Consider the following 14181-nt stretch of genomic DNA (forward strand, 5'->3'; position numbering starts at 1 on the left):
AAAAAACGCGGCCCGAAAGCCGCGTTCTTGTTTGTTCGTTCATCTGACTACGCTTAACGCAGGCGTCCACTTGCGTGAGCAAGCATGGTGTAAACCTTGCCGGTGTCCGATGTCAGGTAAGTCTGGGTCACCATGTTGTCGCGATCATTGCGGGCGACATCTTCAAGCAGACGCTGGAAGTCATCCATGTAACGGTCTACCGCACGGCGGAATTCACCATCAGTCTGGTACTTACGCTTGATGTCGTCAAAGGTCTGCTGACCCTTCAGCGTGTAGAGGCGGCGTGTGAAGACATTGCGTTCACCGCGGCGATAGCGATCCCAAAGTTCAACCGATGCTTCATGGTCGATTGCGCGAGCGATATCGACCGAGAGCGAGTTGAGCGATTCAACCACATGGCTTGGCGAACGTGGAGCCTGGGTAGGCTGTGCCTGCGAAGGTGCAGCAACTTCATCTTCGCGTGATGCGCGAGCCAGAAGATCGGAAACCCATCCACGTGGCTTTTCAGCTGACTGAGCAGGCTGCACAGCCTTCGGAGCTTCTGCCGGACGAGCACGAACGGCAACTTCGGCCTGCTGTGGATGCGGTGCTGCCACAGGTGCCTGAACCGGAGCAGGAGCAACTACTGGTGCTGCACGCTGAGTCTGGACCGGGCGCGAAACCGGACGATCTGCGCGGCTTTCACCGACATCGACCAGACGACCCGACTTGTTAACGATTTCAGCAAGCTCCTTGAGAGCGTTGATCTGTTCGCCAACAGCCTTGCGCATTGCGCTCGTCGTTTCCTTGGCTTCAGCTGGCATATCAAGAACGCCGCGCTTGAGTTCGCCACGTGTGGTGTCGAGCTCGCTACGGATTTCCGTTGCAGTGCGACGAATATCGTCAGTCGCGGCGGAGAACCTCTGCGATGCCTGCTCAACGATCTCGGCAACGCTCTCACGCATCTTCTCTGCCGAAGAACGTGTCTGGCCTTCAGCGCGCTGGAATGCCGAAGCAACCACGGTTTCAAACGACTGCATCAGTTTTTCGATGCCTTCAGACTTTTCAACCAGACCGGAAGCCAGCTTGTCGAGCGCCAGATGACGATCTTCAAGAGTGCCTGCGAGGCCATTCTGTGCCGAGCTGATCATGTCCGAAGCGGTCGAGAGAACTTTGCCGTGCTCTTCAAAGCGCTCGGCAATATCTGCGATCTGCGACAGCGTGCCGTCGGACAATGCGCGCAGCGTACCGATATTGGTGTCGATCAGGCCAGTCGAAGCCTGGAACATCTGCGCTGCACGGTTGGCATTTTCGACGAAGCTGCTTGTTGTTTCGACAAGACGACCATCGATATTCGTCAGATTGCGCGCAGCAGCATCGATCAGCTTGCCAAGTTCGCCGTTTGAAGCGGCGAGGCGATCGATCAATTCGCTGACATTTTCCGAAAGGCCGGTCTTTGCCTGCTGAACCGCTGCAATGGTTTCTGCCGTACGGTTGGCCAGTGCGTTGACGAGCGCTGCATTTTCAGCGCGCAGGCGATCAGTGGCTGCGTGGGTTGCTTCTTCCAGCTGTTCTGCAAGTCCGCGACCGCTATCCGCCAGACGCTGCACGAGAGGTTCGGCAGTATCATTGAGAATCTGCGTGATTTCCTGTGAGCGGGCCGCGAGAACTGCATTGAGTTCACGCGTACGCTCTTCAAGCGTAACAGCAGTCGTGTCTGTCACCTGAGCGATGCGTGCTTCAACGGAACCAAGTTCCATCGTGATGCGTGAACCAATGTCACCAAGGCGCGTTGCGATGGCATCTGCACGTTCAGCAAGACGGGCTTCCGTGCCGGACAGGTTCTCTGTAACGCTCGACGAGAAGGCTTCACTGTGACCAGCCAGCGTCTCGCTGGTTTTCGTCGCAGTATCAGCGATACGGGCTTCGATTGCCGACAGTTCACCGGTGAGGCGGTTTTCGATAACTTCAAGACCACCAGCAATCGCGCTCGCACGTTCTGCAAGACGCGCTTCAGTACCAGCGAGATTATCAACAACGCTGGCAGAGAATGCTTCGCTATGACCAGCCAGCGTCTCGCTGGTTTTCGTCGCAGTATCAGCGATACGGGCTTCGATTGCCGACAGTTCGCCGGTGAGGCGGCTTTCAATGGCTTCAAGTCCACCAGCAATTGCGCTTGCACGCTCATTCAGGCGGGCCTCTGTGCCAGCCAGGTTGTCAGCAACGCTTGCTGCAAATGCTTCGCTCTGACCGGCGAGTGTTTCGCTTGTCTTGCTTGCAGTGTCTGCAATGCTGCTTTCGATCTGTGCAAGACGCGATGCGATTGCATTTGCGCGTTCACCGAGGCGTTCTTCAGTAGCAGCGAGGTTGGTGGTGAGATCAGCACTGAAGCTCTGGCCGAAACCGTCGAGCGATTCACCAGCCTTGGCAGCTTCTGCGGACAGAACGCTTGCAGCTTCTGTGATTTTCTCACGCAACGAGCCAGCAACGACACCTGCACTCTGTTCAAGCGCGCGGCGAACGTTGTCGACGCCGATGGTGAGCGCCTTTTCCATGGTTTGTGTGCGTTCTTCGATAATGCCAGTCTGGCCTTCGAATGCGCGGGTAATGACATCGCTGCTGTTTTCAATCGCATTGTGCAGGTTTGCAGTACGCTGCGAAAGAATATCGCCGTGATCCTGAAGGGTCTGGCTAAGCGAAGCGGTGCTGTCAGTCAGCGTCTCACGGATCGCAGCTGTACGACCTTCAATGGTCTGCTCATGTCCATCAAGAATGTGGGCAAGGGCGCTGTTATGATCGTTCAGAACTGAACGGAGGCCGCTTGTGCGTTCCTCTACACGCTGAACGTGATCCGTGAATGTCGCTTCGAATGCATTGCGGCTTGCGCCAATCGTTTCGCTGATCGCCTGTGAACGTTCATCGAAGACGCGTGCCAGTTCCTGCTGATTGTCAGCGATAAGCGCTGTCAACGAGCTCACACGTTCATCGAAGGTACGTGCCAGAACTTCACGATTTTCATTGAAATTATCGCGCAGTGCAGTCGTACGTTCATCCATCAGCTGAGCAAGAATCGTCTGATTTCCGGCAATGACGCTGTGCAAGGCTGCAGCGCGTTCGTCCAGCGAGCGGGCATGATCGGCAAAGGTGGCATCAAGGCGCGAGGCGTTGTTAGCCATTTCTTCCTGCAGAACACTGGTTCTGTCGGCAAGAATGGCTGCATGCTGCTCTGCAGCTGAATTAAGAGCCGAAGCGCTGTTGTTGATGGCGCTCTCGATATCGCTCGTGCGTGCAGCAAGTGTATCGGCATGACCGCGAATGACCGCAGAAACGCGCTCGGTTTCACCTTCAAGTGACGATGCCAGGATATCGCGGCTTTCAGCAAGCTTACCCGCGAAGGACGACGCCTTCTCGTTGAGAATGCCACCCACGGTTTCGCTGATCGAAGTCAGATCATCGCTGATCTTCGTCTTCGTTTCATCGATCATGGTGCTGAATGCAGTACGGCCACCGGAGAAGGTTTCTGCAATCTCACGGGTGCGAGCAATGAGATTTTCATTGATCTGGCGCGAACGGGTTTCGAGAGCCGCATTGAGCTTTTCTGTGCTGCTGTCGAGTGCATGGGCGCGTGTTTCGAACTCGGTGAGGAGCGAACGACCACGTTCGTTGAGCGTTGTGTCAAGCTGCGTCAGACGCGCATCGAATTCGCTGACCATTGACTGAGTGGCTCCGCCCAGCAAGGTGGCAATGCCAGCGGTGCGTTCATCAAGCGCAGAGCTCACGCGTTCCGAGATGTCACGTGACTGCTGATCGAGCGTAGCAATGCGGGTGTCGAGTTCATTTGCAAATGCTTCACCAGAAGTGGTGATGCGTGTTGCAATATCGCCTGTACGCTTTTCAATCGCCTCAGCAATTGCGCCACCGCTTTCATTGATGCTGCCGATGAGGCGTTCACCAGAATCACCAAGAAGCGAGCTAAGCTGTTCAGATGCAGAGACAACATTGTCGCGTATGATATTGGCAGCGCTCGACAATTCTTCTTTCAGCTGCTCATGAGCGCCGGTAATTGAGGAGCGGACGCGCTCAGCATGGCTGACCACGGCTTCGCGCTCATTGCCAAGATCGCTGACGAGCGAACGGATACGGACTTCGTTGTCGCTATAAGCGCGTTCAAGCTGATTGACCTCAGACTGAACAAGCGTCTCAAGTTCAACGGCGCGTGCGAGTGTACGCTCAATGCCTTCGTTCATCGCAGCAACTTCGCGACGAACAGCCTGGCTCAGTGTGGATACACGATCACCGGCGGCAGCTTCAGGCTGCAAGAGCTTGAGAGCAGCTTCCGACATGCTGCGCGCTGCGACATGCATTTCCTGCGCACGGCGGACGAGATGTGCAAAGCCCCAGAACATGACCACCGGCAATACTGTACCAGCGATTACGCCAATACCGGCGGGGGACGTAAAGAAATCTTTGGTCGCCTGAAGGTTCGAAAAGACATCAGGGCTGATTGCTTTGCTAATAGCAACGCCACCGGCAGCCCAGAGCACGCTCATAGCTGTCGTTGTCCAATAAAGCTTGGAAGAACGTTCGGTTACACGGCGAGGCGCAGCAGCAACGGCTCTGCCATTGCGAGAATCATCATTGGCAGGCGTGAGGGCGGCAGCAGACGTGGCAGCAACAACCGCCGATACTGGCGCCGATACTGACGATTGTGCTGGAGATGAGTTTGCAGGCTTTGGTGCAGCTTCCTGAACTGCGGGCTTGGCTTTGTTGGCGGGCTTCGGCGCAACATTAGCAGCTTCAGGCGAGGCGGATGGGAACACAGCATTGACGACTGGAGGCACAGGCGGCGCAGCTGGGCTTGCAATGACGGAAACGGTAGCAATCGTTTCGGCCTTTGCCGTTCCTTCCGTCGTAATGTCTACGGGAGAGACTTTCGCAGCATCGACCACTTTCGTGTTCTGCTCTGCAACCAACTCTTCGGCCGCACGCGAAATCTGCTCTTCCAGGTCATCGACTGAAAATTCTTCGCCAATCGCACTCAGGTCCATATCAATGTCGAAATCGTCGCCGAAATCGATATCGAGTGCCTGTTCAAGTGCCTGTTCGACCTCGTGGTCGAGCTTTTGCGCCTTGGATTTAGAAGCCATAGTCTTGCCTACCTCGTACTCATTACTGCGACGGCCGGATCATTATAGAGCCGTTACAAAACTTATTCCGCCATTTTTCATCGTATCGGCTCGGGCTTGTTAAGGAAATAGGCACCCGCGCCTGATGTCTAAAACTTTAAATACAAGGTTAACAAAAATGAGGGGACTTGCAAAAAATGCCGGATTTCTGGCGTTTTGACATTAACGATCATTCTGTGGAAATCAAACCGATGCGATAGAACACCTTAACTCATCTCCGCTAAATCGTTAACAAAAATACGCGTTAAAGGAGAGCTGTTATTATTATTCTACCGATGGTTTGATTCATAAGGCCAGAAATCTGCACTGCGTTCAAACTCGCTGTTTCACCATCACAATAATGCTTATTGCGCCTGCACCACAAGGGTACATCAGCAAATTCTTATATTTACGGCTCAAAACGGCTTTGAAGCAATGGCATATTGGCGCAGTTATCTGCCGAATATGCTCCGGTGGTTGAAACTCCACGCATAAGGCCGTATTTGCCTCTGCGATATATCAATCGCGCCGGGAAGGCGTGTGCAGGAACTTAAAATGACAAAAATTGTATTCGTATCCGCTGATGGCGCTTCGCGCACCGAAGTTGAAGCTGACAACGGATCGAGCGTAATGGAAGCTGCAATCCGCAACGGCATTCCTGGCATTGATGCTGAATGCGGCGGCGCGTGCGCCTGCGCGACCTGCCATGTCTATGTCGATGAAGACTGGACTGAGATCGTCGGCGGTCCAGATGCGATGGAAGAGGACATGCTGGATTTCGCTTACGAACCGCAGCCCAACTCGCGCCTTTCGTGCCAGATCCGCGTGACGGATGAGATTGACGGCCTCGTGGTCCAGGTTCCGGAACGTCAGAACTAATATTTCAAAGCAGAGTGGCGACATATAAGGAGCGTCGATGGTAGCCGAACGTCATTCTGACATCGCAATCATTGGTGCCGGGCCTGTCGCCCTTTTCTCTGTCTTCCAGCTCGGACTGTTCGGTTTCAAATGCCGGTTGTTTGACTCGATGGACCGGGCAGGCGGACAGTGCACAGCACTTTATGCTGACAAACCCATCTTCGATATTCCGGCTTTTCCGGAGATTATGAGTGACGAACTGGTCGATCGTCTGCTTAAGCAGATTGAGCCTTATCGTCCCGACTTTGAATTTAATCAGCTGATCTCAGGTATCACCGTTGATGAGCAGGGCGTCCAGCTTACAACTGCCGCTGCCGTCACCTTCAATGCCAAAGCTCTGGTGATTGCTTCAGGGCTTGGTGCTTTGACCTCTGCTGGTCAAATCGTGCGTCCCGATCCATTGGCAACGACTGGCGCTATGGCTGCTGTTGAGCGGTTCGGAAACGCAATCGTAGTTAGCTCCGAGACGTTTCGCACATCGCAGCCGAAAATATACGCTATTGGTGACGTTTGCCATTATCCGGGAAAGCTGAAACTCATAGTTTCCGGTTTCCACGAGGTTGCCCTGATGACCCAGGCCATCAGGCGCGAACTACAGCAAGCCAGATAAGATTCAGATTCTACTGAACCATTTTTTCGAGTTTATAAGTCAGCAGGCGTTCAAAGCGGCGTTCAAAATTGATCGTCTCGACCCGGTCGAACCGTTCCTGCGCCTTATCATGCGTAGCCATCAGGCGTTCCGTCACTTTATCAATGTCAGTGCGCAGGGTCACGCAATCGGTACGGCTCCGCAAGGAGCGTATCTCTCGCTCCATTTCGCTGGCATGGCTGCGGGCAATCACAATATGGCTTTCTTCGTGGCGTCGAATATCCTGATACAAAGTATCCCAGATCAGCGCGAGCTCAGGAGAGGCTTTGCGGCGTTGCTTCCAGCGTGGCAACATGACCTTTGCATGGACATTCACATAAACGTCCTGAACTTTGCAGGCGCGATCACCGGCAGCGCGGCCATAACGGACCTTAGCGTCGAAGCGAATTTCAGCTGCACCCGGATGATGCTGACCGGTTTTCTTGAGAAAAGGACCGCTGCGCGACAATGCCTTGTCGAGATCTTCAGCGGTCTTTCCGTTGACATTATAATAGCTGAACGTCCGGAAAATGGATGCGGCTTCAGCATGCGGCGCAACAATAGCAAGCGCCAACCCCAGAGCCAGAACCCGTTTTTTCAAAGACATGTTCCGGCACCTCTTCATAAAACCAGAAAGAAACTCGTAAATTCATTGATGAGCAACATGGCATGCAATCGTCAAGAGAACTATAACGACCTTCATAAAACGACATAGTGCCTGTTTGGCTGCATTCGGTTCGAAAAAAGACAATTGGAATATTCGTCAATGATGAAACAATGGCAACTTGCCCACGGTCGTAACCTCCAATTGGGTGCAAAATCTGTCATTATGGGCATTCTTAACGTCACACCGGATTCCTTTTCCGATGGCGGCCGCCACAACGATCTCGATAAAGCCCTCGACGTTGCCGAAACAATGCTCGCGGATGGGGCAACAATTATCGATGTTGGGGGAGAGTCCACACGCCCAGGCAGTGCTGCCGTTGATGCTGAAACTGAAGCAGCACGCGTTGTGCCAGTTATACACGCTATTACACAGCGTTTAGGCTGCATCGTTTCAATCGATACCTATCGCGCCTCAACTGCGCGGCTTGCGGTGGAAGCAGGCGCGCATATCGTCAACGACGTATGGGGGTTGCAACGGGAACCTGAGATCGCGCAAGTTGCAAAAGATACAGGCGCAGGACTGGTCATCATGCACACCAGCCGCGATAGACGCACCGATCCTGACGTAATTGCCGATCAATTTGCATTTCTGGATGTATCGCTGGAGATCGCGGGCAGGGCAGGTATTGAAACCTCCCGCATCGTTCTTGATCCGGGTTTTGGTTTTGGCAAAGACAAGGACGAAGACCTTGCGCTGATGGCGCACATGGAGGAATTGCAGCGGTTCGGTTATCCTTTACTCGTCGGAACCTCGCGCAAGCGCTTCATCGGTGCGATTACTGAACTGGTGGATCCTTTGAAGCGCGATGTGGGAACTGCTGCAACATCAGTTGCAATGCGTTTGGCGGGAGCCGACATCTTCCGTGTTCACAATGTCGCTTTTAATAGGGACGCACTTGCAGTTGCCGATGCTATCCTGCAAAGCAAAGCAAATTCAAAATAGGAACCATGGCCGTGTACACAATCCGTATCATGAATTGCGCATTCTTCGCGCACCACGGCGTCTTTGACGAGGAACACAAACTCGGTCAGCGTTTCTATGTCGATGCGATACTGGACGTCGATCCCGGCGACTCGCTGGACAATGACGACATTGAAGGCACAGTTCATTACGGAATCGCTTTTACTGTCATTCAGGACATCATCACCGGCCGTCAGCGTTATCTCATCGAGACACTTGCACTTGATGTCGGTAAAGCACTGGTTGCTCGCTTCCCGCAGATCAAACGCGCTGAAATCACCATTCGTAAGCCAAATGCGCCAGTTCCGGGCGTTCTGGATCATGTCGAAGTAACAGTGGTTTATCCGCGCTGATGAGCAACACTGCTATCTATCGTGCATGGCTGGGGCTCGGCGGTAATATCGACGATCCCGTCGCATCCATGGCCAAAGCGTTAAAGCTGCTTGATGCACGTGGCGACACAAAGATCGTCGCTGTTTCAAATGTCTATCGCACACCGCCCTGGGGTAAAACGGATCAGGCCTGGTTTCACAATGCCTGTGCGGAAATCGAAACAGCACTTGCACCACTTAAGCTTATTGAGACGTGTCTCGACGTGGAACGTTCGCTTAAACGGGTGCGGTTAGAGCGTTGGGGACCACGCATTATCGACATCGATATTCTTGCGATGGAAAAGTCAGGCGAGGCGATCGTCATGAATGAACCGGCGCTTGAGCTTCCACATCCACGCATTCAGGAACGCACATTCGTGCTCGTCCCACTCAATGACATTGCTCCGACACTTAAGATTGCAGGCAAAAGCGTTTCTGAGTGGGAAATGGCGTGCATCAGCTCTGAAATAGAAAAAGCCCGCACTGATGCGAGCTGGTGGCTTGAATAAACGCGCTGACTTTCAGCGTTTAATTTTTGGCGATGCTACCCACCGCCATGTTGTCGATGCGCTTCAGGCTCATTCCGATAACGGGCACGAGTTCCTTGTCAACGCGGACAGACACCGTGACATTCATGGTGTTCTTATCGGCAACGCGCGCAAGCATCGCGCCATTGAGTTCCTTGCGGTTCAGGCCAAGAACCACTTTGTTTCCAGTCACCGAACCTGACGTTACATTCAGCCCCTTGCCCTCAGCGCCGTCATTGAACTTGCCGGAATAGCTGGAACCAACGCGCGTGACAGTTGCCTTCATTGGCTGAGAGAAAACACCGACCCGGCAAGAGCCATCCAGTGTCATGCCGACTGCGTCGTTGGGCGTTGTGCCTGCCAGCGAGCAAACAAACTTGGTGCCTTTATATTTCCCGGCGACAATTTCACCCGGACCGGACCATTGGCCCTCGATTGTCTGGAAAAACTGTTCATCCTTATCTGCGGCCAGAGCTGGCGCAGCAAAAAGCGATGCGGGCAGTAGCGTGAGGCATGCAGCGATGTAGTTTTTCATATTCAGCTCTGTCCCGGAATCTCGACCCTAAGGCACCATTCCAATAATTTATCTGTAAAGACTTCGCAACCGAATGCCCAACCATCGGGCGTCAGTGCTTTTCTTTGGCGCAAGGATCACAGATTCGAGCACCCGATACGTCTATCTCATATTCGTTGCGAATGGTTAATGCTTCGTTGTCATAGCCATTAAAGTCAACGTTATTACCGGAATATGAATGCACTTTAGAGCGCGTTTCGATCTGATTGGATCAGATCGGCGCTCTAAATATTTATTTTAACGCGCATCTTTGTCCGAAAACCGTTTCACACTTTTCGGGATGCACTCTAGCTGTGAGATGTCGGTTTCGTGCCTTTCTCGCTGCTTATGCGCGCGATATCGCCGATAAAGTCACCAACACCGGGTCGTTTTTCAGAATTGAACGGAAAGGGCCGCACAACATCCATAGCTGCGATACCGATGCGAGCCGTCATCAATCCATTGACGACACCCTCACCGAGTTTTGCAGAAAGGCGCGATGCCAGTCCATGGCCGATGAGCTGCTGAATGACACTGTCGCCCATGGCAATAGTTCCAGTCACGGCGAGATGCGCCACGACCCGACGTGCAAGTTTGAGAAAACCCAATGTACCCGGACGTCCACCGTAAAGCTGTGACAGCCGCCGGATCAGGCGGGCGGATTCAAAAATCACATAGCCGATATCAACAAGCGCGCGCGGGCTGATCGCAGTTACGATGGAGACACGCTTTGATGCATTCAGGATTAATGCACGCGCTTCACGATCAAGCGGGCGCAATATTTCAGTCTCAGCAAGGCGGATCAGATTACGGCCATCGATAATATCATCAGTCAGCCCGTCGAGCATTTGTCGTCCACGTGCGGTTTCAGGCAGGCCTGCCGCTATTGTGCGAAGCGCGTCAACAGCCTTGCGTGCCGCTGCCATATCATCACGCTCCGCCGCATCGGCGGCATCTTTGCGCAAGTGCTGCACCGATGCCAGCCGCCGTAAAGCCAATAATTCTCGCACGATAATTGCAACGAATGAAGCAAGCGCAATCAAGGCCACGCCAAGCGCCGTCCAGCCAAGCCAGTCAGCACGCGTGAAAAGCGCCCGAATGAGGTCTTCGGTCCAAATACCAATAGCAAATGAAACCAATATGCCCAGAGCACCCAACAAGACCTTGCTCAAAGACCAGCGCCGCCGGGGCGGCGCTTCAAATGACGGGTCCAAAACTTCCAGTTCAGCGGCTTCTTCATCGCTCAAGGCAAAGACATCGATTTCTGGAACGACCTTATCCAGGTCTGTGACAGCACGCGGACGGCGCGGTGCTTCTTGCGTCGCCTCAGATGCCGAAACTGTTTCTGTTGGCTTCTTAACGGTAAAGGCTGCGGGTTTGCGTGGAGGCTGCTCACTCATGCCAGACGATCCCCGATTAGAAACTGGAGTGCACGATCAAGCCTGATATGGGGCAATGAAAGCGTTAAACCTTCGGCTGTTTTCTCCAGACGTGGAGGTCTGAAACGCACGAAGCGAATGGCTGGTTCGTGGCTCGAAAGTGAAGGTTCAAATATTACATTAGGATTATTTGGTAAATCACCGGGAAATATAGCAGTTTCTGTTTCGCCATCGAACACTTCTGCATCAATTCGTTCGCCTTTAAGCGGTGTTCCGATGATGACTGGCAGTGTGTCCTTGCCTTCTTTCACAGTTGCTTCACGCGTGGCTCGAACAGCCGCCATAGCCAGCACGTCAATATCAGCACCTGAAAAATCAGCGCGTTCTATTGCGCGTTCAACAAGACGGCGAACAATCGCCTGCAACCTGTCATGGCTCTCGTGGTGAAGATGATCAGCTTTGGTGGCTGCAACCAGAATACGGCCAATGCGACGCTGGATAAGACCAGTCAACAGATTGGCCCGCCCGGGACGAAAGCAGGAAAGAATATCGGTCAATGCGCGTTCAAGATCGGCCACCACAGCACCACCTGCATTCATGGCTTGCATGGCATCAATCAGGATAATCTGGCGATCAAGCCGGGCGATGTGTTCACGGAAGAACGGTTTTATCACATGCGTTTTGTAGGATTCATAACGACGCTCCATCATCGCAGCCAGACTACCGGTTTTGAAGTCTTCCGGCTTCAGTCCGGGTAAGGGAGCAAAAGTAAGCGCGGGTGAACCTTCAAGATCACCTGGCATCAGAAAACGCCCCGGCGGCAGTGTTGACAGAGCACGTTCGTCTGCTTTGCCAGCACGCAGATAAGCCGTGAAGCTTCTGGCCAGTCGTTGAGCAGTCAATTCGTCTGCATTGTCGGACGGCGAAACGGTTTGCGCGTCGTGCAGCCACATCTGTGCAAGATCAATATGCGTTGGCTCATTGGCCAGAGCAAAGGAATCCGCACTGAACTCGCTATAGGTCTTTCCGAGCAGGGGGAGGTCGAGCAACCACTCACCGGGATAATCGACAATATCGACCGACAGTCGCCCCGGCGAAAGCCAGCGACCCCACGCGGATGCGGTCTCATATTCAATCGTGAGACGAAGTTGCGAGATAGCACGCGTCGAATCCGGCCAGATACGTTCGTCGAGCAAAGCCGAAAGATGTTCTTCATACTGAAAACGCGGAACGGCATCATCTGGCTGCGGTTCGAGCATGGAACGTGAAATGCGACCCGACTTGTAGGCTTCAAACAGGGGCAGGCGCCCGCCATGCACCATATTGTGCACCAGTGCGGTTATGAAAACCGTCTTACCAGCGCGAGAAAGACCAGTGACACCAAGTCTCAACGATGGAGACATCAAACCCGTTGCTCGATCTGTCAGCGTATCGAGCGCAATCCTTGCTTCATCGCCGAAACTGGTCAGTTTTGCCAATTGTTCCCTCGTGAGAATTACATCTTGTCACAGCCATACATAGGAACTCGTGAGGCGTATCAACAAGGAAGCGTTGGATTCAATCGATAAGTCCTTAATTAGGCAGAGGAAAACTATCCAGGAAACCTTGCCCACGAGCAATCTCCGATAGCGGCCCATCAAAGTTGATTGTAGCGAGTGCTGCCGTCGGGAAGCCAGCTTCGAGCCTTGAAAGGCTTGAGGGTTCACCATCGCCGCAAAGAGCCAATGCAAGGTCTTCCATACTTGGGTTGTGCCCGACCAGCATCAGTTGGTCTGAATCTGCATTTTTCTTTATCGCCTGCATATATTCGCCGGCACCGCCACTATAGATCGTCTCATCGATGATCATTTTTGCATCTATTCCGAGCCGTTCAATCAAACCGGACGCAGTTTCGCGCGTGCGGCATGAAGCAGAAAGCAAAACCTTGTCTGGAAAAAGCTTCGACGTCTTCATAGCTTCAGCCAACAGGTTTAATGAGGAGATACCTTCTTCGTCCAGCGGCCTGTCAAAGTCTTTCATTGCAGGCTTTGCCCATATTGCTTTGGCATGGCGGAGGAGAAAAAGACGACTCATTGAGGGCTCCAGAGTGCATTTTGACGCGCTTGCAGCTCAATTCATGCCACATTTTCTGCAAGATTGCTCCGTCTACATGCAGTTTCGGGCAACTTTCTGGTATGACGTGTGAATATTCACAGATAGTTTTGCTACATAATTGGGCATAATCTGAAGGATCGATTGTTCTTCATTTGTAATTATGTTTCTTAAGCAGGTGACTATCTAATAGTTTGAAGTCTTTTATAAAAACAAAATCGAATAAATTACATTTTAAAATTAAAATGCATATTTTTTCATCAAAATCACACAATTTTGATGAATTAAAAAGTAGTGAGACGTGTGTGTTTGATGTTGTGTCCTTGTTGCTATGGACTTATATAACCGCTCGCGTCTCCTAGATGTGGGGTGATTCAGAATGAGTGAATTGATCGACCTTGACTATAGGCCCACTGAAGACGAGCCGTTCATGAATGAACGGCAGAAGTCTTACTTTCGTGCAAAACTTGTTGCATGGAGGAATGATATTCTGCGCGAAGCGCGCGAAACTCTCGAAGCGCTGCAGCAGGAAAATGCAAATCACCCGGACCTGGCGGATAGGGCATCCTCCGAAACGGACCGGGCAATTGAACTTCGCGCTCGTGACAGGCAGCGCAAACTGATTTCCAAAATCGATGCAGCTTTAAGCCGTATTGACGAAGGGACCTATGGTTTCTGTGAAGAAACCGGCGATCCAATCAGTTTGAAACGACTTGATGCACGACCAATCGCAACGCTTTCTATTGAAGCACAAGAGCGCCATGAGCGCCGCGAAAAGGTCTATCGCGACGATTGATCTTCATCAGGTTGAGTAGAAAATTCTTTAAAGGCTGCGTCTTACGCAGCCTTTTTTCTTTGTGCTCTAATCAGTCAAAAAGTAAGGGTATCAGCCTGTTCGACTGATACCCTTGATTTTAGCCATTGCTTTCAAGCTCATCACTTT

The 14181-nt window shown here is 52.6% G+C and carries 12 protein-coding genes; 6 read left to right on the forward strand and 6 right to left on the reverse strand.

Features of this window, described 5'->3' with window-relative positions; genetic code table 11:
• Window positions 1–53: 53 nt before the first annotated feature.
• On the reverse strand, window positions 54–5126 hold the full coding sequence (locus tag ACSME1_RS00885; protein ID WP_105705939.1) for a kinesin: 5073 nt from the start codon (window positions 5124–5126) through the stop codon (window positions 54–56).
• 573 nt (window positions 5127–5699) lie between these two features.
• Between ACSME1_RS00885 and ACSME1_RS00890 the strand changes: the two genes are divergently transcribed.
• A complete protein-coding gene (locus tag ACSME1_RS00890; RefSeq protein ID WP_024898709.1) occupies window positions 5700–6023 on the forward strand; it encodes a 2Fe-2S iron-sulfur cluster-binding protein in 324 nt (107 codons plus the stop codon).
• Between the two features lie 37 nt (window positions 6024–6060).
• Window positions 6061–6672, forward strand: a complete 612-nt coding sequence (locus ACSME1_RS00895; protein WP_024898708.1) for an NAD(P)/FAD-dependent oxidoreductase — start codon at window positions 6061–6063, stop codon at window positions 6670–6672.
• 10 nt (window positions 6673–6682) lie between these two features.
• Here the strand turns inward: ACSME1_RS00895 and ACSME1_RS00900 are convergent, their stop codons facing one another.
• A complete protein-coding gene (locus ACSME1_RS00900) occupies window positions 6683–7297 on the reverse strand; it encodes a DUF922 domain-containing Zn-dependent protease (RefSeq protein ID WP_024898707.1) in 615 nt (204 codons plus the stop codon).
• A gap of 159 nt (window positions 7298–7456) precedes the next feature.
• Between ACSME1_RS00900 and folP the strand changes: the two genes are divergently transcribed.
• From folP to folK, 3 genes are read left to right on the forward strand one after another with little or no spacing between them, the layout of a single operon-like run.
• The gene (folP, locus tag ACSME1_RS00905) at window positions 7457–8299 is read left to right on the forward strand and encodes a dihydropteroate synthase (protein ID WP_024898706.1); all 843 of its coding nucleotides are present in this window, start codon (window positions 7457–7459) and stop codon (window positions 8297–8299) included.
• 11 nt (window positions 8300–8310) lie between these two features.
• Window positions 8311–8670, forward strand: coding sequence for a dihydroneopterin aldolase (folB, locus tag ACSME1_RS00910; RefSeq protein ID WP_024898705.1), 360 nt, complete (start codon window positions 8311–8313; stop codon window positions 8668–8670).
• Window positions 8670–9197, forward strand: a complete 528-nt coding sequence (folK, locus tag ACSME1_RS00915; protein WP_024898704.1) for a 2-amino-4-hydroxy-6-hydroxymethyldihydropteridine diphosphokinase — start codon at window positions 8670–8672, stop codon at window positions 9195–9197. Before folB ends, folK begins: the two co-directional genes overlap by 1 nt.
• Before the next feature lie 19 nt (window positions 9198–9216).
• On the opposite strand, the gene ACSME1_RS00920 is transcribed toward folK, so the two are convergent.
• From ACSME1_RS00920 to ACSME1_RS00935, 4 genes are all read right to left on the reverse strand, one after another.
• Entirely contained in the window at window positions 9217–9750 is a 534-nt protein-coding gene (locus tag ACSME1_RS00920; protein WP_024898703.1) for a hypothetical protein, read from the reverse strand.
• A gap of 326 nt (window positions 9751–10076) precedes the next feature.
• On the reverse strand, window positions 10077–11168 hold the full coding sequence (locus tag ACSME1_RS00925) for a YcjF family protein (protein WP_024898702.1): 1092 nt from the start codon (window positions 11166–11168) through the stop codon (window positions 10077–10079).
• A complete protein-coding gene (locus ACSME1_RS00930; RefSeq protein ID WP_024898701.1) occupies window positions 11165–12625 on the reverse strand; it encodes a YcjX family protein in 1461 nt (486 codons plus the stop codon). Before ACSME1_RS00930 ends, ACSME1_RS00925 begins: the two co-directional genes overlap by 4 nt.
• A gap of 94 nt (window positions 12626–12719) precedes the next feature.
• Entirely contained in the window at window positions 12720–13220 is a 501-nt protein-coding gene (locus ACSME1_RS00935; protein WP_105705937.1) for a SixA phosphatase family protein, read from the reverse strand.
• 397 nt (window positions 13221–13617) lie between these two features.
• Between ACSME1_RS00935 and dksA the strand changes: the two genes are divergently transcribed.
• A complete protein-coding gene (dksA, locus tag ACSME1_RS00940; RefSeq protein ID WP_024898699.1) occupies window positions 13618–14034 on the forward strand; it encodes an RNA polymerase-binding protein DksA in 417 nt (138 codons plus the stop codon).
• Window positions 14035–14181: the final 147 nt, after the last annotated feature.

It is taken from the genome of Brucella pituitosa (assembly GCF_965577835.1).
GTDB classification, from domain to species: domain Bacteria; phylum Pseudomonadota; class Alphaproteobacteria; order Rhizobiales; family Rhizobiaceae; genus Brucella; species Brucella pituitosa.